Source organism: Filimonas zeae, assembly GCF_014641615.1.
GTDB lineage: Bacteria > Bacteroidota > Bacteroidia > Chitinophagales > Chitinophagaceae > Filimonas > Filimonas zeae.
Genome location: NZ_BMIB01000006.1, coordinates 192,816 through 214,159, shown reverse-complemented (window position 1 = coordinate 214,159; position 21,344 = coordinate 192,816). Strand labels below are relative to the sequence as shown.

Annotated in this window: 19 protein-coding genes; 10 read left to right on the top strand and 9 right to left on the bottom strand. The window is 45.8% G+C overall.

All coding sequences use genetic code 11. From position 1 onward, the window contains the following. Positions 1 to 11 precede the first annotated feature (11 nt). From IEY13_RS26990 to rsfS, 5 genes are read right to left on the bottom strand one after another with little or no spacing between them, the layout of a single operon-like run. Positions 12 to 1,109 (bottom strand): mechanosensitive ion channel family protein, encoded by a 1,098-nt coding sequence (locus IEY13_RS26990; protein WP_188958359.1) that lies wholly within the window; start codon positions 1,107 to 1,109, stop codon positions 12 to 14. Between the two features lie 4 nt (positions 1,110 to 1,113). Further along, positions 1,114 to 1,875: a UDP-2,3-diacylglucosamine diphosphatase gene (locus tag IEY13_RS26985; RefSeq protein ID WP_188958357.1), complete on the bottom strand. Its 762-nt coding sequence runs from the start codon at positions 1,873 to 1,875 to the stop codon at positions 1,114 to 1,116. A 23-nt stretch (positions 1,876 to 1,898) separates the two neighbouring features. Next, positions 1,899 to 2,543 (bottom strand): LutC/YkgG family protein, encoded by a 645-nt coding sequence (locus IEY13_RS26980; protein WP_188958356.1) that lies wholly within the window; start codon positions 2,541 to 2,543, stop codon positions 1,899 to 1,901. Between the two features lie 7 nt (positions 2,544 to 2,550). After that, positions 2,551 to 4,623, bottom strand: a complete 2,073-nt coding sequence (ftsH, locus tag IEY13_RS26975) for an ATP-dependent zinc metalloprotease FtsH (protein WP_188958354.1) — start codon at positions 4,621 to 4,623, stop codon at positions 2,551 to 2,553. A gap of 53 nt (positions 4,624 to 4,676) precedes the next feature. Continuing rightward, entirely contained in the window at positions 4,677 to 5,081 is a 405-nt protein-coding gene (gene rsfS, locus IEY13_RS26970; protein ID WP_188958349.1) for a ribosome silencing factor, read from the bottom strand. 61 nt (positions 5,082 to 5,142) lie between these two features. On the opposite strand from rsfS, the gene IEY13_RS26965 reads away from it, so the two are divergent. Continuing rightward, on the top strand, positions 5,143 to 5,922 hold the full coding sequence (locus IEY13_RS26965; protein ID WP_262891996.1) for a biotin--[acetyl-CoA-carboxylase] ligase: 780 nt from the start codon (positions 5,143 to 5,145) through the stop codon (positions 5,920 to 5,922). Between the two features lie 6 nt (positions 5,923 to 5,928). On the opposite strand, the gene bcp is transcribed toward IEY13_RS26965, so the two are convergent. Beyond that, a complete protein-coding gene (gene bcp, locus IEY13_RS26960; protein ID WP_188958340.1) occupies positions 5,929 to 6,393 on the bottom strand; it encodes a thioredoxin-dependent thiol peroxidase in 465 nt (154 codons plus the stop codon). Beyond that, positions 6,368 to 8,113, bottom strand: coding sequence for a peptidoglycan DD-metalloendopeptidase family protein (locus IEY13_RS26955; RefSeq protein WP_188958338.1), 1,746 nt, complete (start codon positions 8,111 to 8,113; stop codon positions 6,368 to 6,370). Before IEY13_RS26955 ends, bcp begins: the two co-directional genes overlap by 26 nt. A 134-nt stretch (positions 8,114 to 8,247) precedes the next feature. Here IEY13_RS26955 and carB point away from each other — a divergent pair, with 134 nt between their 5' ends. From carB to IEY13_RS26940, 3 genes are all read left to right on the top strand, one after another. Beyond that, positions 8,248 to 9,894, top strand: a complete 1,647-nt coding sequence (gene carB / locus IEY13_RS26950; protein WP_188958336.1) for a carbamoyl-phosphate synthase large subunit — start codon at positions 8,248 to 8,250, stop codon at positions 9,892 to 9,894. A 60-nt stretch (positions 9,895 to 9,954) separates the two neighbouring features. Next, positions 9,955 to 10,692: a DNA repair protein RecO gene (gene recO / locus IEY13_RS26945; protein WP_188958329.1), complete on the top strand. Its 738-nt coding sequence runs from the start codon at positions 9,955 to 9,957 to the stop codon at positions 10,690 to 10,692. Positions 10,693 to 10,790: 98 nt separating this feature from the next. Further along, complete coding sequence (locus IEY13_RS26940) at positions 10,791 to 14,204, top strand: trifunctional glycoside hydrolase family 18/polysaccharide deacetylase/glycosyltransferase family 2 protein (protein ID WP_188958327.1); 3,414 nt, start codon at positions 10,791 to 10,793, stop codon at positions 14,202 to 14,204. 228 nt (positions 14,205 to 14,432) lie between these two features. On the opposite strand, the gene IEY13_RS26935 is transcribed toward IEY13_RS26940, so the two are convergent. Beyond that, a complete protein-coding gene (locus IEY13_RS26935) occupies positions 14,433 to 14,897 on the bottom strand; it encodes a hypothetical protein (RefSeq protein WP_188958325.1) in 465 nt (154 codons plus the stop codon). A 127-nt stretch (positions 14,898 to 15,024) separates the two neighbouring features. Here IEY13_RS26935 and IEY13_RS26930 point away from each other — a divergent pair, with 127 nt between their 5' ends. The 6 genes from IEY13_RS26930 to IEY13_RS26905 all read left to right on the top strand — a co-directional run bounded on the left by IEY13_RS26930 (position 15,025) and on the right by IEY13_RS26905 (position 20,479). Continuing rightward, positions 15,025 to 15,861, top strand: a complete 837-nt coding sequence (locus tag IEY13_RS26930; protein ID WP_188958323.1) for an oxidoreductase — start codon at positions 15,025 to 15,027, stop codon at positions 15,859 to 15,861. Positions 15,862 to 15,900: 39 nt separating this feature from the next. Continuing rightward, positions 15,901 to 17,316, top strand: coding sequence for a c-type cytochrome (locus tag IEY13_RS26925; RefSeq protein ID WP_188958321.1), 1,416 nt, complete (start codon positions 15,901 to 15,903; stop codon positions 17,314 to 17,316). Between the two features lie 142 nt (positions 17,317 to 17,458). After that, entirely contained in the window at positions 17,459 to 18,169 is a 711-nt protein-coding gene (locus IEY13_RS26920; protein WP_188958319.1) for an RNA ligase family protein, read from the top strand. Continuing rightward, entirely contained in the window at positions 18,153 to 19,256 is a 1,104-nt protein-coding gene (locus IEY13_RS26915; protein ID WP_188958317.1) for an AAA family ATPase, read from the top strand. The genes IEY13_RS26920 and IEY13_RS26915 overlap by 17 nt, the downstream gene beginning before the upstream one ends. An 82-nt stretch (positions 19,257 to 19,338) precedes the next feature. Next, entirely contained in the window at positions 19,339 to 19,953 is a 615-nt protein-coding gene (locus IEY13_RS26910; RefSeq protein ID WP_188958315.1) for an HD domain-containing protein, read from the top strand. Between the two features lie 10 nt (positions 19,954 to 19,963). Next, on the top strand, positions 19,964 to 20,479 hold the full coding sequence (locus tag IEY13_RS26905) for a DUF6141 family protein (RefSeq protein WP_188958314.1): 516 nt from the start codon (positions 19,964 to 19,966) through the stop codon (positions 20,477 to 20,479). On the opposite strand, the gene IEY13_RS26900 is transcribed toward IEY13_RS26905, so the two are convergent. Then, positions 20,472 to 21,305, bottom strand: a complete 834-nt coding sequence (locus IEY13_RS26900) for a hypothetical protein (protein WP_188958312.1) — start codon at positions 21,303 to 21,305, stop codon at positions 20,472 to 20,474. The two genes, IEY13_RS26905 and IEY13_RS26900, sit on opposite strands and share 8 nt — an antisense overlap. Positions 21,306 to 21,344 lie beyond the last annotated feature (39 nt).

Here is a 21,344-nt window from a genome sequence, read left to right as displayed (position 1 = left end):
AACTAATCAGGTCAGGGCTGAGGCGCCTGGTGAATAACTACATCTGCACTGGCTGCTGCCAGTGCAGTTTCTTTTTGCTCCAGCAGGGTGATGACTTTAAAATTTATCTGCTCCCGAAAGGCGTTAAACTCATCGTTTGTCTGGTGCATAGAAGTAAAGTAATCCACCGTAATCACATGCGCACTTTTACCGGTATCACTTAAAAATACAGTAGCGCTTAACACATCATCGTGTTTCAGTGTTTCTTTAATGGCGGCTATAAGGGCCTGCAATTGTGGCACAGTGGCAGACAGGCCCACTTCCAAACGCAGTTCTACCTTGCGCTGGCTGCGCAGGGTAATATTGTCTAAAATGGTATCCACCATTTGCTTGTTCGGTACGGTAATAAAGGTTTTCTGATCTGTGCGTATACGTGTGCTGCGCAATCCTATCTTTTCAACAGCACCCGTAAAGCCATTTACCTTAACAGTATCTCCGGTGGTAAAAGGTTTGTCAAAGAAGATAATGAATGAGGCAATCAGGTTTTCCAGGCTTTCTTTGGTGGCCAGTGCAATGGCAGCACCCACAATACTCAAACCTGTTAACAGGTTGCTGATGTTGTAATGAAAGGAGAAACGGAGTATCAGCATACCACCTACAATAATCAGAATTACCCGGAAGAAGTCTTTAAAAAACACCACCAGCTGACTGTCTGATTGTGCCTGCGACTCGCGTGCTTTTTCTTCCAGTATAGCGCCAAAGAACTGTACTACGCGTATACACAGACGTATGAACAGAATAATCAGCGTAGCATTAGCAATGGCTTCAATAATATCCCGGCTTTCTACCCGGTAAATCTTAAAGTCCAGAAAAAAGGGCAGGTGCAGTTTATCCAGCGCTATCACTATCATAAACAACGCAAGAAACCACTCCAGTGGGCCTACAATTAATTGCAGAAATTGTGCTTTGTGAAAGGTTCTGCCCGCTCTGTTAAAAATCTTGAACAGCAGGATAGCCAGGTATTTAGATACAAAGCGTTTTACCAGCAGTGCTACAGCTATGGAAATAGCTACAATCAGGTAGTTTTCAATGGTGTTGCCAAATACGGTTTTTAATAAAAGCTCTTTCATACAATCAGGCTTCACAAGTCTTTAAATGCATATCAGTGCCGTCAAAACAGGCATATGTAAAGTTAGTAATCCAGTCACCCAGATTCACATAGCGGCTGTTATTACCCAGGGGCAGGTCCAGCGGATAATGGCGGTGTCCAAATACAAAAAAGTCGTAATGCTGTTTGGTAAGTACTTCTTTGGCGTAAATAATCAGCCACTCATTATCCTCACCCAGAAAAACAGCATCTGCATTACCGGTTTTAGCCCGGCTTTTCCGGCTAAAGTAATTGGCCAGCCCAATACCCCAGGTAGGGTGTAACTGTCCGAATAGCCACTGGCAAACAGGGTTACGGAATACTTTTTTCAAAAACTTATAACCATGATCGCCCGGCCCTAAACCGTCGCCGTGGGCTATGTAAAACGATTTGCCGTTGCGCTCAAATATCCGTGGGGCGTCGTATACGGGTATATGCAGCTCCCTTTCAAAGTAGCCACTCATCCACATATCGTGGTTACCCAGAAAAAAGTGAATAGCAATGCCGGAGTCGGTTAGTTCTGCCAGTTTACCCAGCAGGCGTACATAACCTTTTGGTACCACCTGGCGGTATTCGTACCAAAAGTCGAACATATCACCTACTATAAAAATCTCCTGAGCGTCTTGTTTAATAGTATCCAGGAAGGCAACAATCTTTTTTTCCCTCACCAGGCTGGCTTCGTAATCAGGGGCGCCTAAATGAAAATCGGAAAGAAAGTAGATTTTTTTGCCAGGCTTCACTTCTGTCATGCCGTAAAGATAAAAATAACCCGCTATGGCACAGCCCTTTCTACCAGAAAGCAGAACACTTCTTTAGGGCCATGAACACCTGTAACCAGCGTTTTTTCAATATCCGCTGTACGGCTGGGACCGGTAGCCAGTGTAATCAGGGAAGGTATGTTGGGGTATTGTTCTTTCATATTGTGCAGCGCATCTCTTATATCATATACCAACTGATTGGTGTAGGCAATGCAGATATGTACCGGCGTGTATACGCTGGTAGTTCTGCCACTTTGCTGGGCGCTGCTCATAATAATACTGCCTGTTCGGGCAACCAGCCATTCACAGGTGGTAATAGCAGCATCACTGGCGTAGGTATTAGGTGCATGCATCGGATCGGCAAAGCCGTTCTGCTGTAAAGTGGCCTTTAAGGCATCTTCCCGGCAGTATACCTGCTTCCATTCGCGGGCAGTAATCAGCGCATGCAGCTGCGCTACCAGTTCCTGTTCATTTTCACAAAAAGCAAAGCGACCCTGCAAGCCGGTAAAGTTTTCTGCAAATTCAATCTCCAGTTCCTGCTGCGATGGGTTAAACACCGCTTCTGCGCCCTCACTATGCGGAAAAGGAACAGGCACCGGATTACTCAGTGCCTGTCTTATCTTTTTCAGAATGTTTTCTTTTGAAGGAGAAACTTTCATCTTATATCTAATCCTCGTTTTTTTCTTCAACGGGCAGTTTATTCAAACCACCATCATAAGGAGGAACGCCTTCGCTGATAGCACCCGGCTCCGGATGTTTGCTTTCAGGATCTATATCCAGGGGCTTTTTATCTTCATAAGGGCGTTTGCCAATCAGTATTTCCACATCGCTCTGGAACAATACTTCTTTTGTTAACAGTTGCTTGGCCAGAATTTCTACCTGTGCCTTTTTCTCTGTTAACAGCTTCTTGGTGCGAACGTAGGCTGACTCAATCAGTTTTCTTACCTCGTCGTCAATCAGTTTTCCGGTTTCCTCGCTGTAAGGCTTGGTAAACGTATTCTCTGCCTGCGGATCGTAGTAGCTGATGTTTCCTACCTTATCATTCATACCGTATACGGTAATCATAGAGTAAGCCATTTTGGTAATCTGCTGCAGATCGTTGGATGCGCCGGTAGATATTTTACCAAAGAATATTTCTTCCGCGGCACGTCCACCCAGTGTCATACAAATCTGATCAGTCAATTGATCGGTATTGTACAGATACTGCTCTTTCGGAGTGTATTGCGCATAACCTAAAGCCGCAGTACCACGTGGTACAATGGTAACCTTTAACAGCGGATAAGCATGTTCCAGATACCAGCCACAAATAGCATGGCCCGCTTCGTGATAAGCGATAATTTCTTTTTCTTCCGGCAGAATAATCTTGTTCTTTTTCTCCAAACCACCAATTACCCTGTCAATCGCATCCTGAAAATCGCTCATTTCCACAGCGTCTTTGCCTTTACGGGCTGCAATCAGTGCCGCTTCATTACATACGTTGGCAATATCCGCACCTGCAAAACCAGGAGTTTGCTCTGCCAGTTTATGTATATCCAGTGCCTGAGAAATTTTAATAGGCTTCAGATGCACTTTAAATATGGCTTCACGTCCTTTTACATCCGGACGGTCAATGCTGATTTGTCTGTCAAAACGGCCCGGACGCAGTAAAGCGCTATCCAGTACGTCTGGTCTGTTGGTAGCAGCCAATATAATAATACCGCTATCTGTACCAAAACCATCCATTTCAACCAGTAACTGGTTCAGTGTGTTTTCACGCTCATCATTACTCATAATGGCGTTACGGCCACGTGCACGGCCAATAGCGTCAATCTCATCAATGAATATTACACAGGGAGATTTTTCGCGTGCCTGCTTAAACAGGTCACGTACACGGCTGGCACCCACACCCACAAACAATTCCACAAAGTCAGAGCCACTCATGCTGAAGAAGGGTACCTGTGCCTCACCCGCCATAGCTTTCGCCAGCAGGGTTTTACCGGTGCCCGGAGGGCCTACCAGCAAGGCACCTTTAGGTATTTTACCACCCAGTGCGGTATATTTCTTAGGATTCTTCAGAAAATCCACAATCTCCATTACCTCCTGCTTGGCTTCATCCAAACCGGCAACATCGGAGAAAGTGATATTTACTTTGGTACCTTTTTCAAAAAGCTGTGCTTTGGATTTACCGATGTTGAAAATGCCACCCGGACCGCCACCGCCACCGGGGCCGCCCATTTTGCGCATCATCAGTATCCATATACCGGCAAACACCAGAATGGTCAGCAGTGCCTGAAAAGCAGGTCCGTACCACTCTCCCTCATCGGTTACGAAAGTTTCTGCTTCCGCAATATGATAAGTTTTGTAAAAGTCAGCAAGCCGGTCCTGGAAGCTTTTCATATCAGCTACCTTAAACTCAAACTGAGGCCCTTTTACGTTTTCAGCAGCATTGGTACGCTTGAATTTTTCCGCATAAAAAGCCTTACGGATGCTGTCTTTTTTTATGTGAACGCGAACCAGATTTTTATTACTGATAATGTCCAGTTTAGCTACGTCACCCTGCAACAGCATTTTTTGCTTAAATTCCTGCTCAGTGGTGTTTTGGGTACTGGCGGTGTTCAGACTTAATACCTGATAGCCAATTAAGATCGCGGCTATTATAGCGTATATCCAGTATATGCTGAATCTAGGCCCTCGTCTTTGTCCCTTGTCATCTCCCCCTCCCGAAAAACCAGGAGTTATTTTTTTATCATCTTGTGCCATACGGTCTTGCTAAAGCTAAAATTGTATTAATAAGGTTTGAGTCAGATAAGTGTTTATTCAGCATGTTCCATACCGGCGGCGTCACTCCACATCTCCTCCAGCCGGTAAAATTTTCTGGTATCGGGTTGCATTACGTGCACCACAATGTTTACATAATCAATAATTACCCATTGCAGGGCCTGGTGACCTTCATGCTTGTATGGCGTTTCTCCTAACTCATCCTTCAGCACCACTTCAATATTATCGCTGATTGCTTTTACCTGCGTGGTACTGGTGGCTTCACATATAATAAAGAAATCCGCTACAGCCTCAGGTATTTTCCTAAGGTCGAGCGAAATGATATTTTCACCCTTTTTGTCGTGGATGGCCTTTATAATAGTCTTGAATATTTTAGAATTCCTGGTGAGCGCAGTAACGTTGCTTTTTGGGCGTGCAGCTAAAACGGATAATGGTGCCAATAATCAAACAAGTTTAAAATGAATAAATTGTAGTTTCGCCTCGTCAAAAATAATAATTCTTTTGCCTCCTTCACATGCCAATCAAATAATTGGGGAACCTTTTACAGAATTATCCAGCGTTGACAGTACCAACAACTATGCCATGGGCATTGTTCAAAAAGGTGCCGGAATACATGGCAGTGCGTGGTTTGCACACGAGCAAACTGCCGGCAAAGGACAGCGCGGAAAGGTATGGAAAGCAGCGCGTTCTGAGAACATTTTGCTGTCTGTACTGCTGGATACCAGTAGCTTACCGCTTTCCCGGCAGTTTTTGCTCAGCGCAACGGTGGCGCTGGCAGCTTACGATTTTTTCAGCCACCATGCGCTGGACGAAACACGCGTGAAATGGCCCAATGATATTTACTGGCGTGACAGAAAGGCAGCGGGCCTGCTCATAGAAAACAGTATAAAAGGCCGGAATTGGCAGTGGGCTGTGGCCGGAATGGGCGTAAACATTAACCAGGCGGCCTTTGAAAACATGCCCAATGTGGTATCGTTAAGGCAGATTACCGGCAAAACTTTCCATACCGTAACTCTTGCAAAGGAACTCTGCGCCTGCCTGCAAAAGCGCTTTCAGCAATTGCAGCAGAGTATCAATAATGAAGAAAAAGAAGTCCATATACTGGAACAATACAACGCCGTTCTGTTTAAAAGGGGAGAAAGAGTAAGCCTGCGTAAAGGCGATGAGGTGTTTGAATGTGTAATAGACAGGGTAGATAAGCATGGCTTACTGTGGGTACAGGAAGCCATGCAACCATATTTTCAATTTGGCGAGGTGCAGTGGATATTGAATAATCCGTAAGCCGGGTTAAATGCCCCAGGCTTCAAATACCTGCTCTGTCTGGTTTTTGGTATCCGGCTTATCCAGCACTTTAAACACGTTACCTTCCTCATCAATTAAAAAAGTAGTGCGGATAGTTCCCATGTGGGTTTTACCCATAAAAGTTTTCTCGCCATATACCCCGTACTGCTCCACAATCTGTTTGTCCTCATCTGCAATCAGCGGAAAAGGCAGCTCATACTTGGTTTCAAACTTCTTATGGCTTTTTACGCTATCAGTGCTTATACCAATCACCTTTAAACCTTTTTTCAGCAGATGGCTGTAGTTATCGCGCAGGTTACAGGCCTGGGCAGTACATCCCGGCGTATCGTCTTTGGGATAAAAATAAAGAACCACTTTACTGCCTTTAAAATCTTTCAGCGATACGGTATTGCCGTTCTGATCTGTACCGGTAAAATCCGGCGCTTTACTTCCTTCTTTTATTGCCGCCATTGGTGGGTGCTTTTTTTGTAAACTGAAATTCTTTGGTAGTGGTATTGCCGGCCACATCCTGTACAGAAACTGTAAGCGTATGGGGGCCAATACCGCAATGCCCGTCAAAGGTATAGATATAATCGCTGGTGCTATGGGTAAATAACAGCCATTGCCCATCCAGCAAAGCACGAAAATGCTGTACCTCGCCATTATTGTCGTTGCAACGGATATGTAAGTTGGCTTGGTTGGTAAACGTTTGCCCATTCTTCCATCCATAAGTGGCAATGGTAGGGGCAACCGTGTCGGCTATCAATTGTACCGTTCCCAAACGGTTAAAAGAACCCTTATACCAGCCCGCAGCAGCCGGTTTGGCTTTTTGTATCAGCTTATAACGGCCGCTCTCCAGTTGCATCAGCAGCTGGTCTGCATACGCCGCCATCTCAGGCTTTACCGGCAATTGCACCGTATAGTTATCATGCACAGGTACGGTGGCATTGTGCAGCCCTGCAGCCCCGGAAGCCTGTGGCCAGCTGCCTGCCGGTTGCCCGGATAAAACAAACGGAACCATATCATAAAACGCCAGTTCGCTAAAGCTGGCATCTACCTGCTGTTCTTTTAACTGCCGCGCCTGGCCTGGCGGAAACGCCACACTGTTCATGGTAAAAAACAGGTTCTCTTCCAGTGCAGGGTCGTACCGTACTACAAACTGCACCACCGTACTGTTACCCGCTACATCTCTTAATACCATACGCACGGTGTGCGGCAGCGTATCGGTAAACGGTATCACACCCCGTGCATCATCTGTGTTGTATACAGAAAGGCGGTTGCCCGGTAATTGAGACAAATGCTGTATACCCTGCCCGCTTTGCAGAAATACATTGTAATCTATACTGCCGTTTACATAGCGACTATCGGGATAGGAGAAGTTGTTGATCTGAAAATCGCAGCGCAGGCTGTCATCCATCCACAAACTGGCTTCGTAAATACCAAACAGAAACGGAGAGCTGTTGGTACGGTCTTCTGCCCGCACAGCAAAAGATACTTTTGACGAACCTAAACGCACCGTATCGCCGCCATTCACCGTATAGCTGCCTTTGGCTCCGGTAAAAGGAATGCGTTTGGCGCCGGCCTGGTAAGTGCTGTATCGGCGGTCGTACCAGTAAAGCCCTTGCAGCACAGGGGCAATATTATCTGCTACCCCCATTCCAAATAAAAGGGGGTTCAGGTTGTTGCCAGTACGGGTATCGCGTATTTCAAAATGCAGATGCGGCCCGCCGGACGAACCGGTATTGCCGCTCAAGGCTATAAACTGCCCTTTGGAAACCGGGAACAGCCCTGCCGGCAGCGAAAAATCCTGCTCCCACTGCTCATCCTTATATTGCTTTTGAACAATGTACCGGTCCAGCGTATCATAAAAACCGTTCAGGTGGCCATAAACAGTAATATACCCTTCCGGATGCTGAATATATATTGCTTTTCCATATCCGTAACGCTGTATAGATATGCGGGAAATATAACCTTCCGCCGCTGCATACACCGGTAAGTTAACCCGTTGTCTGGTACGTATGTCCAGCCCCATATGAAAATGGTCTTTACGCACCTCGCCAAAATTGGCACTCAGCTCAATAGGCACACCCAGCGGGTTGCGGAAATATTGTTGGGGAAACACACCGGCACTCTGCGCCTGAACAAGGGAATAATGGGCCAGCAGCAGGAAAAAAACAGCAGATCTCAGCATTAAGAATAAATTTATCCGGCTAATTGTAATCAAAAACTTACTTTTGCGCAATTTATCCGGTCAGCAGCAGAATTTACCATTCTCTAACGGGGTAAATTGTCTTTTTAATATTAATCGCACTAGTAGCAAGTACCATGCCCAGAGACAATTCAATTAAGTCGGTGTTAATTATCGGTTCAGGACCTATTGTAATAGGACAAGCGTGTGAATTCGACTATTCCGGTTCACAGGCTGCACGCAGCTTGCGTGAAGAAGGAATTAAGGTGATACTGATTAACAGTAACCCCGCCACTATTATGACCGATCCTATGATGGCAGATAAGGTATACCTGTTGCCATTGACTGTGGAAAGTATTGAGCAGATTCTGGAAGAAAACCAGATTGATGCGGTACTGCCTACCATGGGTGGACAAACTGCTTTAAACCTTGCCAAGGAAGCAGAAGAATTAGGCGTTTGGGAAAAATACAACTGCCGCCTGATTGGTGTGGATATTAAAGCCATTGACAAAGCAGAAGACCGCGAAAAGTTCCGTCAGTGGATGATTAAAATGGGCGTGCCCGTTGCACCGGCTAAAACTGCCAACAGCTTCCTGGAAGGAAAAGAGTTTGCACAGGAAATCGGCTTCCCGCTGGTTATCCGTCCTTCTTTTACCCTGGGTGGTACCGGTGGCGGATTTGTGCACAGCAAAGATCAGCTGGATGAAGCGCTGAACCGCGGTTTAAGTGCCTCTCCTATCCACGAAGTACTGGTAGAAAAAGCAGTACTGGGCTGGAAAGAGTTTGAGCTGGAACTGCTGCGTGATAGTGCAGACAACGTGGTAATTATATGTACCGTTGAAAACTTCGACCCCATGGGGGTGCATACCGGCGACTCTATTACAGTAGCGCCGGCTATGACACTGAGCGATACCGCCTTTCAGCTGATGCGTAATACCGCTATCGATATTATGCGCGACCTGGGCAACTTTGCCGGTGGTTGTAACGTACAGTTTTCGCTGAATCCTGAAACGGAAGAACTTATTGCTATCGAAATTAACCCGCGTGTAAGCCGTTCTTCTGCACTGGCTTCCAAAGCAACAGGCTACCCTATTGCTAAAATAGCGGCTAAACTGGCTATCGGTTATAACCTGGATGAACTGAAAAACCAGATTACCAAAACCACTTCCGCCTACTTTGAGCCTGCGCTGGACTACGTAATTGTAAAAGTACCACGCTGGAACTTTGATAAGTTTAAAGGCGCTAATGATACCTTAGGTTTACAAATGAAGAGCGTGGGTGAAGTAATGGCCATAGGCCGCAGCTTTACCGAAGCTATTCAGAAAGCCTGTCAGAGCCTGGAGAATGATGCTATTGGCTTAGGTTACTATGGCAAAAGCCTGATGAAAACCGATGAGCTGATTGAATACATCAAGACTCCGAAATGGGATCGTATCTTCCGTATTAAAGATGCGCTGATGCAGGGTGTTACCGTTAAAACTATTGTACAGGCTACGCATATCGACCGCTGGTTTATCTATCAGATTCAGCAGCTGTGCGATATTGAAAAAGAAATTGCTACACATACGCTGGAGTCGCTGCCTGAGCAACTGCTGAAAGATGCCAAAAAGAATGGCTTCAGCGATGATCAGATTGCAAAACTGCTGAAAACAGATTGTTCCGACGATCAGGTGTACGAAAAGCGCAAAGCTTTAGGCATTACCCGTGTATACAAAATGGTAGACACCTGTAGCGCTGAGTTTGAAGCCAAGACGCCGTATTTCTACAGCAGCTTTGAAAACTAAGAACAACTAGTTTATTAAAATAAAAATCATTGGGCTATACCGCTCAATGATTTTTTTATTATGACACACGCAACCAAAGGCATAGTATTAAAAGCAGTAAAGTACGGGGAAACCAGTGTTATCGCCAGTATTTATACCGAGTTGTTTGGTGTACAAAGCTATATGGTAAAAGGCGTGCGGCAAACCACTAAAAAGTCGTACGGCAAAGCAGGCCTGTTTCAACCCGGTGCCATATTGCAGATGGAAGTGTACCACAACGAGCTGAAACATCTGCAATTCATTAAAGAATACGGTTGGGCCTATCTGTATGATAAAGTGTTTTTTGATGTGGTACGCAATGCCGTAGCCATGTATGTGATAGAGCTGCTACAGCACAGCTTAAAAGAACCCGAAGCCAACCCGGAATTGTTTTACCTGATAGAAGATACTTTAAAGCAACTGGACAGAGGTTCTGAGCTATTGGTTGCCAACCTGCCTTTGTACTTTACTTTACACCTCGGGGGCGAGTTGGGTTTTCAGCTGCAGGGGGCTTTCAGCAAACAAACACCCGTGCTGGATTTGCAGGAAGGGATGTTTATGGCTGAAGCGCCTATGCATCCCTTTCACATCAGTGGCGAAACAGCCTCTTATGCTTCGCGCATCAGCAATATCCAGTTTTATAACGATCTCGAAACTATATCCATGCCCCGCCTTCAGCGCCGCGAGTTGCTGGAAAGTCTGCAACAGTATTTTGCGTTACACGTGGCCGGCTTTGGAACCCTGCGCAGCCTGGAAATATTGCAGGAAGTATTATCATAACCTGTTGATGGAAAAAACGGCGATTCTGTTGTTTTCGCGTAATTCTCAATGAAATTTTAAGTACGGAGTTCAGGCGGATATGTAGCTTGCATACACGTATGAATCAACCACAACCTTCTGCACAAATCTTTCAATCAAAAGGCCCCGGCCGCTGGCAGCGGTTTAAATGGGGTAGTCGCATATTATTCTTTCTGTTTCTTTTTGCGGGCATAGTGCTCTACCTCTCCCTCAAAAACGCGTACATGCCTACACTGCCGCAATTGCGTGATAAGAGTGAGTTGCTGAAAAATGCGTTACAGGATAAGCCCGTTTTTTACAAAGAATCCAACCTTGGAAAGCAGTACCGCGGCTTCCGCGGGTTTATTGAAAAGCAATGGCACAAAGGCAGCGGGCGCGGACAGCATAATGCGAAAGTAGATTTATCCAACTCGCCTTTGTTCAGCGATAGTCTGGGTATACGCGCTGCTTTCTATGTGGCATGGGATGCGCAGTCTTACTTCTCCCTGCGCCGCAATATTACCAAAGTAAACCTGGTAATACCTGAATGGTTTTTCTTAGACCCTGTGGCAGATACATTGGTTACTAATATTGATACCAGAGCATTCAGCCTTATTAAAAAATCAGGCGTTAAGGTAATGCCCATGCTTACCAACTTTATTACAGATAAATTCCGGGGCGATGTGGTACACCGCATCTTGCACAGCCCTGCAAAAAAAGCAAGACTGATTAACGACATCTCCCGCTTCCTGCTGGCCAATCACATGCAGGGTGTGAATATTGACTTTGAAGATCTGGTGGAAGAAACCAACGAGCCGCTGGCTCTGTTTCAGCAGGAGCTGTATGAAGCACTGCACGCAAAAGGGTTGCTGGTTACACAGGATGTGGCTTGTTTTAATGAAGACTATGATTATCCCACCCTGGCTAAATACAACGACTATCTCTTCCTCATGGCGTATGATGAGTTCAGCACCAACTCCGCCCCTGGCCCCGTAAGCAGCCAGAAGTGGATTGAAGCAGCCGTAGATCATATTGCCAAACAGCTGCCTTCTCAAAAAATTGTATTGTGTATAGCAGGCTATGGTTACGACTGGCCTAAAGGCTCAGATGCTGCTACAGTTACCTATCAGGAAGCATTAAGCATTGCCCGTGAGCGCAAAGCCAATATTGACTTTGATAACAACACTTATAATATTACCTATTCCTATGTAGATGAAAATAATATTCCACACACCGTATTCGCTACCGATGCTGCCACCAACTTCAACACCTTGCGTTTTGCTACGGAGTACGGCCTGGCGGGCACAGCCCTGTGGCGTTTGGGGAGTGAGGATAGCCGTATCTGGGATTTCTACGATAAGGCTATGACCAAGTCCGCGTTAAAGCATTTCGATTTCAGTGAGTTTAACAGAGTGGAAAGCTCTGACGATGTGGACTATATAGGCGAAGGCGAAGTGCTGGACGTAGTTGCCACACCACGCCCCGGACACATTACGCCGGAGTTAGATACCACAGAAATGCTCATCAGTGAGCAGCGGTACGACTCACTGCCTTCCATGTACGTGGTGCAGAAATGGGGCAAGCCCACCGGGAAGAAGATGGTACTTACTTTTGATGATGGTCCTGATCCGGTATATACCCAACAGATACTGGATACGCTTAAAAAGTATAAGGCACCTGCAGCCTTCTTCCTCGTAGGGTTAGAAGCAGAGAACAACATACCACTGGTAAAACGCATCTTTAAAGAGGGGCACGAAATAGGCAATCATACCTTTACGCACCCCAATATGGCTAAGGTAAGCGAGAGCAGGGCCTTTCTGGAAATGGATGCCACAAGGCTGCTGCTGGAATGTATTACCGGCAGAAGCACCATTCTGTTCCGCGCGCCCTACAATGCCGATAGTGAGCCGGAAACGATTGAAGAGCTGATTCCTGTTGCGCTTAGCCGAACCCGCAACTACTTAACCATAGGAGAAAGTATTGACCCTAACGACTGGGAGGCTACTATAGACCCTACCTTGAATGCTGACAGCATTTTTAACCGGGTAGTGCGCTTTCAGGACAAGGGTAATGTAATTCTATTGCACGATGCAGGCGGGCCGCGTGAAGCAACCGTACAGGCGCTACCTCGTATTATCCGGTATTTCAGGGCTAAGGGTTACACCTTTACTACGGTAGCTGATTTACTGGGGAAAAACAAAGACGAGCTGATGCCGCCTGTTCCTAAAGGCAGCGGTTATAACATCATTCAATCCAACTTCCTGCTGGTGCAATTTATCTATTATGGAAGCCACATTTTGTTTACCCTGTTTATTGTATTCCTTACAGTAAGTGCCATACGCTTACTTACCCTGGGTATACTGGCCACACTACAGAAAAGAAAAGAGAAAGCGTTACAGCCGGTAACGATAGAAGAGCAACATTTACCGCTGGTTTCCATTATTGTGCCTGCGTATAATGAAGAAGTGAATGCTGTAAGCTCACTGCAAAACCTGCTGTTGTGCAACTATCCGCATTTCGAAATCGTATTCGTAGATGACGGTAGTAAAGATGCTACCTGGCAAAAAGTATCAGAAGCGTTTGCAGGCAACACGCAGGTAAAGGTATTTACCAAGCCCAATGGGGGTAAAGCTTCTGCACTCAATTACGGCATCTCACAGTCGCATGCCGATTTTGTGGTATGTATTGATGCCGATACACAACTCCGGCCCGATGCAGTGCGTTTGCTGATGCAGCACTTTTTACGGCCGGCGCAACAGGGGCAACCTATGGTAGGTGCCGTATCCGGTACTGTTAAAGTGGGTAATACGCTGAACCTGCTTACCAGATGGCAAAGCATTGAATACATTACCAGCCAGAACTTCGACAGAAAGGCGTTTGCTTATATCAATGCCATTACCGTGGTGCCGGGTGCTATAGGTGCTTTCCGGAAAGACGCTTTGATTATGGCAGGCGGATTTACTACCGATACCCTGGCGGAGGATTGCGATATTACCATCCGGATATTAAAATCAGGTTATGTGGTTGCCAACGAAGCCAATGCTTTTGCTTACACAGAAGCACCGGAAACTGTAAAGCAGTTTATGAAGCAGCGTTTCCGCTGGAGTTTTGGTGTAATGCAAACTGTATGGAAAAACAAGGATATTACGTTTAACTTCCGCTACAAAGCGCTTGGCTGGGTGGCTTTTCCTGACATATTATTATTTAAGTATGTTATCCCTTTTTTCACCCCGCTGGCCGATTTTTTCATGCTGATTGGCCTGTTTACCGCAAATAGAAGCAACATAGGAAAATATTATCTGCTGTTTACCGTTATAGATGCAGCTGTTGCACTGTTCGCATTTTTGCTGGAGAAAGAAAAGCCCTGGCAATTAGTGTGGTTGTTACCCCAGCGTCTGGTGTACAGATGGCTTTTAATGATAATATTATTCCGCTCTTTATTGCGGGCTATTAAGGGGGAATTGCAGCATTGGGGTGTTTTGAAGCGTACCGGCAACGTAAAACAGATGGGGTAACAAACCGGATTATGCAGTTTTAAGCAGTTTTTTAACAACAAAAAGATAATTTGTAAAATACATTAAACTACCTTTACAATGTTTTTTAAGGGTTTAGGGTTGAAGTCCCTGCTATTCATAGCAGGGAATTTTTTTATATAGGGTTCCCGTTTTCCCCGATACAGCCCTGTACAAATCTCCCATCTTATTTTTATTCGTAGCCTGGCGTAATGCCGCCGTAGCTTTCCACTACGCATAAAGTATGCTTTGGGAAGCCACCCCGCATATGGGGAAGAATCTGGCATCTGTAGCGATGAATTTTGCATCTATGGGGATGATCCTCATAGATGTGGTGACCGTTCTGGCATATGTAGCATTCATCCCCATAGATGTGGCGATGAATTTAGCATCTGTGGCGATCATCCCCACAACTTCCCCGGAAATCTGGGAAGTTATCCCGATCATGCGCATAGCTATCCCATTCATCGGCACAGCTATGCGCATGATCGGGATAGCTATGCCACTCAACGGGATAGCTATGCGGGCGAATCGTATATATAGATGGCTCACCGACACATATATGCCGGTGAGTCGTAGTGCTGTGCCACTCATTGGCATAGCACTACGGATGGCCCGTACAGCTATCCCACTCTCCGGTACAGCTATCCCGATCATGCGCATACCTATCCTGTTCATCGGCATAGCTATGCGCATGAACAAAACAGCTGTACAAATCACCCGTACAGTTCGTTATGATTTGAATTTTGCAACTATTGCTTTGAATAGCGCAAGTGTCGCCGTTGTAACCTGCCTTAGTTTTGTTGCCTTAAATACACCAGCTATGAGTAACAGTAAAGTATGGTTTATAACAGGCGCTTCCAAAGGCCTGGGCCTGAGTCTTACAAAACAGCTGCTGCAACAAGGCCATCGTGTAGTGGCAACATCCCGTAACATACACGACTTGTTGAAAGCGGTAGGCGACAACAATCATTTTCTTCCTTTACAGGTAAATCTGGCAAGTGACAGCGAAGTAGCGCAGGCGGTGAAAAGCGCTAAAGAAGCTTTTGGCCGTATAGATGTAGTGGTAAACAATGCCGGTTATGGCATTGGTGGCAGTGTGGAAGAATTAACAGATGAGGAAACGCGCGATAGCTTTAACATCAACGTATTCGGTACCCTGCATGTAATAAGAAGAGTAATGCCTTACCTGCGCGAACAGCAGTCGGGTCACATCATCAACATCTCTTCCATTGCCGGTTTCACTGCCAACACAGGCTGGGCGGTGTATGCTGCTGCGAAGTATGCTATTGTAGGTTTGTCTGAAGTGCTTTCAGCTGATGTAAAATCATTTGGCGTAAAAGTAACCGTAGTAGCACCCGGCGCATTCAGAACCAGCTTCCTCAATCCCGAATCATTGGTAATGACAAAGCAACCCATTGAAGCGTATGAAGAAGTGAGAAAGTCGCACGCCCGTTATCTGCAAATGGATGGTATGCAGGCAGGCGACCCCGAAAAAGCAGCTGCAGCAATGATTGCTATTACCGGAGAACAAAATCCGCCACTCTATCTGCTGCTGGGTAAAGATGCTTTTGACAGGGCATTGCAAAAAACAGAAACCCTCAACAAAGCGTTTCATGAATGGGAAAGCCTGACGAAATCAACAGATTATTCTCTCTGAGATAAGTGTTAACTTTGGGGGGACAGAACCCCTTAAAAAATGCAACCCATTCTTTCTTTACGCAACTCTCTGGTGGCAGTAACTGCCACGTGGCTTTGCAGCAGTTGCCAGTCTGTATCATTACCACCGGCGTCTGATGTATTAACCAAAGAGAATATTACTGAGCAGCTTTTTACCATCAATACCGGAAAGGACACCATTTTACTTTCCGCAGCAGGCATTCGCGTGCATATTCCGGCTGGTAGTATAAAGTCAACTAAAACATCAGTAACAGTAGTAGTAAAGGAAGCCCTTTCATTATATGATATGCTACGGGCCGGACTTACCACGCGCTCAGGTGATAAACTACTGCGCAGTAACGGCATGTTCTATATCAACACCAGGGAAGCCTCTGAACTAACAAAACCTTTACGGTTAAGTGTTCCTGCTGCCTTTGCAGATCCTGCTATGCAGCTTTTTAAAGGTATGGAAGAGAATGGAAGAGTAGACTGGCAGGATCCGGTAGAGTTAAAGGTGGATACGTTGAGCGCTTATACAATCGGAAAGCAGCTTTTTGAAGCTAATTGTACTTCCTGTCATACTGTTAAGCACGGACTTACAGGGCCTGCACTTGCACATATAGAAAGCAGATGGACTAACCGCGAGCATTTGTACCGCTGCATCCGGAACAGTCAGGCTTTGATAAGTAGTGATGAATGTGCTTATATGAGCAGGGCGTATTGCCAATATAAAATTGCAATGAATTCCTTCTCCTTTACAGATTATGAAATTGAATGCGTGCTGGCTTATATAAGACGGGAAACAGAGAGATTGGGTATTCCTGATACTATAACTATTAAGGAGGCAGAATTAGATGCATGTTACAATCAGTATAAAAAATTAAACCCGTCAAGTGCTGCTGAGAAGCAGCTTTCCGAGAGGAAGAATAATATTTCGCCTGCTGTATCTGCCGAATATTACAATATTGGCATTAGCACCTTTGGATGGTTTAATATTGACGCCTATTTGTTTGATGTAAACGGCGTAGTAAAGGCAAAGCTGGAAGTGTTTGTGGAAGGAAGCAATGATAAAATAGTAAATACCTATCTTATCATACCCGGGGATAAAATATTTGTGGAGGGCGGTTTATTAAGCAATAAAAAAGGGTATGTTTTTTATGAGGAGAGTAGTGCCTTGCCGCTTAAGCCTGGTATGCAGGCTTACATTATGGCAACAGGCAAAGTAAATGGTATGCTGGTTTTAGGAATTACTCCATTTGTTACTGCTAAAGAGCAACGGGTAAAGGTGATGTTGAAGCAAACTTCTCAGGAAAAGGCAGATGAATTATTGAAACAATTATCATTAGGCAAATCTTCGTTACAACCAAAGGACGATAAAGCTGAAAGTGATGTAAGCAAAGAACAGGAAGCACTTCTGCAAAAGCTGAGGAACTCCGGGTGGGATTGTCTTTTTTGACTTCTGAATAAAATAACTACTTTTGCCTTCAATATAAACGCTTAACACTTTGAGCCATGTAATGTCACTCACATAACAATCTTGTTAAACCTCCCCGCTCCGGGTGAGGCGGTGATATTATTTTTCATTTCAACAGAATTACATGGCCATTTCACAAAAATATGGCCGTACATACCACTACCCGTTTTCTCCGGGTACTACCAATGACGACCGCATTCAGGAAGATTATTGGCAGTACCTGCAGCAGATGCGGCAGGTGGTACATACGGAAAAACTGGACGGCGAAAACAATTGTCTGTCCAGATGGGGCGTCTTTGCCCGTTCACATGCGGCACCCACGGTGTCGCCATGGACAGAGAGTCTGCGGCGCTTCTGGGCGCTGGTAAAGCATGATCTGGGTGCACTGGAAATATTTTTAGAGAACCTGTATGCAGTGCATTCTATCGGATACCAGCAACTGAATCAGCACTTTTATGTATTTGCGGTAAGAGAAAACGACCAGTGGTTAAGCTGGGAAGAAACAAAGTTTTACGCGTCTATGCTGGATTTGCCGGTAGTACCAGAGATAAGCGTTATTAAGCCACCCACCTGCCGCAAAACGTTTGAAAGCGAAGTGCTGCAAATGGTAGCAGGCCCCGGCAGTTTTGCCCCACACGACGCGTTTACTGGCAAACCTGTTACCATGGAAGGTATTGTAACCCGCAATGCAGATGGATATGCAGTAGACGCCATGGATAAAAATGTATTTAAGTACGTGCGTAAAGGGCATGTAAAAACAGATGAACACTGGACACGGAACTGGAAGCGTGCCCGGTTGCAAACAGAAGGAGGTGGGTATGTGGATGATAAGTAACAACAAACAGAGAAGCTGCCTGGAAGAAACATTCAGCTGGGTGCGCGATATGCATGGCGTGCCGCAGGATGCGGTACACCATGCAGAAGGCGATGTGGCGGTACATACTTTTATGGTGCTGGATTGCCTTACCCAATTGCCTGCCTGGCAGGCATTGCCACCGCAGGAGCAGGAAATACTATGGGCATCTGCGCTGCTGCACGATGTGGAGAAACGTTCTACCACGGTAAAAGAGCAGGATGGAAGCATTACCGCGCACGGCCATGCGCGTAAGGGGGCTATAACGGCCCGGCAACTGCTGTACCGCGATATAGCCACTCCTTTTGATATAAGGGAGAGCATTGTGGCGCTGGTGCGTTATCATAGCATGCCATTGTGGTTGCTGGAAAAGCCAGATCCGCTGAAAACGCTGGCGCGGGTAAGTATGGAGGTAAACACAGCCTGGCTGGCTATGCTGGCCAGGGCAGATGTATTGGGCCGCATATGTGGCGATGCACAGGACCTTTTGTACCGCATTGATTGCTTTGAAGAGTTTTGTAAAGAGCATGATTGCTGGGGCAAAGCCATGCACTTTGCGTCGGCAGAAGCCAAATGGCACTTTTTAACGCATGAAGCGGCATGGCCAGGTTATCAGCCTTTTGATAAACCAGTTGCGGAGGTAGTAATGATGAGCGGACTGCCGGGAGCTGGTAAAGACAATTATATCAAAAGGCATTATAAACACTGGCAGGTAATATCGCTGGATGCCATACGGGAAGAAATGGGCATATCTCCCGTAGATAAATCCGGCAACGGCCGTGTTATACAGGAGGCCAAAGAAAGGGCAAGAGCCCTGCTGCGGCGTAAAGCTGGCTTTGTATGGAATGCCACCAATGTAACCGCGCAGTTACGCCAGCAACTAACAGAGCTGTTTACTACTTATAAAGCGCATGTTACTTTGGTCTATGTAGAAGTGCCATACCGCTACCTGCATAAACAAAACACAAACAGGGAGGCTGTGGTGCCCGCTGCTGTAATAGACAAGCTGGTAAATAAGCTGGAAATCCCTGCTTTATGGGAGGCCCACGCCGTTATTTACGCAGTATAAATTTTACAAACCCGCCGGTAATTAACCGGCGGGTTTGTTGGTATTTGCATTACTTTTAATGCCTAAACAACACTAATACCCAATGTTAAGTCAGGCATTTTTGCAACTGGCTTCGGAATACACAACAGATAGTGCACTGGTACAGAAGTTATGGGCAGAAGTTGAGCAGAAACATTCTGAAAGCGGACGTTATTACCACACATTAATCCACCTCGAAAATCTGGTGGCGGAGCTGTCCGCCGTACAATCCCATATTACACATTGGCCGGAATTGCTGTTTGCCATTTGTTATCACGATAGTGTGTACAAAGTGCAGAAGCAGGATAATGAAGAAAAGAGCGCACAACTGGCACAGGCACGTTTAACAGAATTGGGCGTGCCCCCGCAAAGCCGCGTACGCTGCGTGCAGCTGATACTGGCTACCAAAGGCCATGCAGCCAGTGAAGATAGTGATACCTGCTTTTTTACCGATGCAGACCTTTCCATACTGGGTAAGCCCTGGGAGGCGTATGAAGCTTATTACCGGCAGATACGGCAGGAGTATAAAGTGTACCCCTCCCTCCTCTATAATCCCGGCCGCAAAAAGGTGCTGAATCATTTTTTACAGATGCCCCGGATTTTTAAAACGCAATATTTTTATCAGCAATACGAGCAGCAGGCGCGTAAAAACCTGCAGCAGGAATTAAACCTACTCTAATACTCTCTTCATGAACAATGCAATTTATTTTAACGAAAGTCAGCGCTTTAACAATGTGTATGTATGGGTAGTGCTGGCACTGGTGCATATTATTTTGATTGGTGTTATCTGTGCCATTTATATTAAAGCCAATGGCGAGCATAAACCCAAAGCCATTATAGGCTTTTGGATTGGTGAGGCAGTTGCAGGGGTGGTTACTGCATTAATATTAGCCAGTCAGCTGCTGACTACAGTACGCGAAGATGGTATTTATGTAAAGTTTGTACCCTTTGTTTCGGAAGAAAGAAAGTATGCCTGGGAAGACATTAAAGAGTGTTATATCAGAGAATATAAGCCTGTAAAAGAATATGGCGGCTGGGGTGTGCGTTCCGGTGGAAAATCGGGTACTGCATATAATATCTCCGGTAACCAGGGTATTCAGCTGGTATTTAAAAACGGCGAAAGAGTGCTTATTGGTACCAATGAACCAGCTGAAGCAACTAAAGCGCTGCAACAGCTGGGGCAATGGAAACCTGCAATTAATTAATGTTACCGTTGTTGTGGGTGTTGGTAAGTGCTGAACCGGCCACTGCCGCAGCCCCTATCGCTACTACTGCGCCCGTGGTCATCGTTTTACCATAACCGGTTTGCTGGGAGACATAAAACATGTCTCCCCTTTTTTTGTCCATCAACGTTGTATTGCTGGGGTGTGCGCCCAACCTCAGCAGTTCAGAAATATAAAACTGCTGCTGATACGCAATCTTGTTATCTTCTTTGTTGTTATACGTAAGTGTAAGGTAACTGCTGAACACCAGTGGTGAGTTGCTGGCGGTAAATAATGCCCTTTTGCCATTTATTTTGTAATCCGCTTCAACAGAAGGCACTTTAATCTTCCTGTAAAAAGTGTCGGCAAAGTTTTCAAAGAAAGCGTTGGTCAGCTCCAGCGGTACCCGCCTGATAAAACTTTTGGGCGGAATAAAGTCTACATACTGCGGCAGTGTAACGGAGCCATCCAGGCTGGCCCTGTTGCTGCTGAAATCGCGCGTCCAGTTAATAGAACTGCCGCTGATGTCTCCTTTAATATACGCCTTGTTGCCGGCGTAGCTGATGGCGCTGTCGTTATACACCAGCGCAGAACGCTGCCAGTCCACCGTAATCGGTTCATTCAGTTTGTTATGAATCTCAATAGATACCGGTGCATTCTGTCCCGCAAAAGAATAAATAATCCGTAAAGAATCGTTCTCCTGTACAAAGGAGCCGTCTTTTTCATTCCATTTGGCCGTATTACTGGAAATGGTATTTAACTGATAAACGGAACAGGATGCAAATAACAATGGCAAGCCAAGAGCATAGAATAAGTAAAGCTTTTTCATGGTAGAACAGTGTTTAGTGTAATGGTAGGCTGAAATTAA

Coding starts and splice junctions, on each gene's coding strand:
- IEY13_RS26925 (WP_188958321.1), top strand. CDS start 15,901: ATGCAACCCATTCTTTCTTTACGCAACTCTCTGGTGGCAGTAACTGCC.
- ftsH (WP_188958354.1), bottom strand. CDS start 4,623: ATGGCACAAGATGATAAAAAAATAACTCCTGGTTTTTCGGGAGGGGGA.
- IEY13_RS26905 (WP_188958314.1), top strand. CDS start 19,964: ATGAACAATGCAATTTATTTTAACGAAAGTCAGCGCTTTAACAATGTG.
- IEY13_RS26930 (WP_188958323.1), top strand. CDS start 15,025: ATGAGTAACAGTAAAGTATGGTTTATAACAGGCGCTTCCAAAGGCCTG.
- carB (WP_188958336.1), top strand. CDS start 8,248: ATGCCCAGAGACAATTCAATTAAGTCGGTGTTAATTATCGGTTCAGGA.
- IEY13_RS26935 (WP_188958325.1), bottom strand. CDS start 14,897: ATGCGCATAGCTATGCCGATGAACAGGATAGGTATGCGCATGATCGGG.
- bcp (WP_188958340.1), bottom strand. CDS start 6,393: ATGGCGGCAATAAAAGAAGGAAGTAAAGCGCCGGATTTTACCGGTACA.
- IEY13_RS26920 (WP_188958319.1), top strand. CDS start 17,459: ATGGCCATTTCACAAAAATATGGCCGTACATACCACTACCCGTTTTCT.
- IEY13_RS26910 (WP_188958315.1), top strand. CDS start 19,339: ATGTTAAGTCAGGCATTTTTGCAACTGGCTTCGGAATACACAACAGAT.
- IEY13_RS26940 (WP_188958327.1), top strand. CDS start 10,791: ATGAATCAACCACAACCTTCTGCACAAATCTTTCAATCAAAAGGCCCC.
- IEY13_RS26980 (WP_188958356.1), bottom strand. CDS start 2,543: ATGAAAGTTTCTCCTTCAAAAGAAAACATTCTGAAAAAGATAAGACAG.
- IEY13_RS26915 (WP_188958317.1), top strand. CDS start 18,153: ATGTGGATGATAAGTAACAACAAACAGAGAAGCTGCCTGGAAGAAACA.
- IEY13_RS26900 (WP_188958312.1), bottom strand. CDS start 21,305: ATGAAAAAGCTTTACTTATTCTATGCTCTTGGCTTGCCATTGTTATTT.
- recO (WP_188958329.1), top strand. CDS start 9,955: ATGACACACGCAACCAAAGGCATAGTATTAAAAGCAGTAAAGTACGGG.
- IEY13_RS26985 (WP_188958357.1), bottom strand. CDS start 1,875: ATGACAGAAGTGAAGCCTGGCAAAAAAATCTACTTTCTTTCCGATTTT.
- IEY13_RS26990 (WP_188958359.1), bottom strand. CDS start 1,109: ATGAAAGAGCTTTTATTAAAAACCGTATTTGGCAACACCATTGAAAAC.
- IEY13_RS26955 (WP_188958338.1), bottom strand. CDS start 8,113: ATGCTGAGATCTGCTGTTTTTTTCCTGCTGCTGGCCCATTATTCCCTT.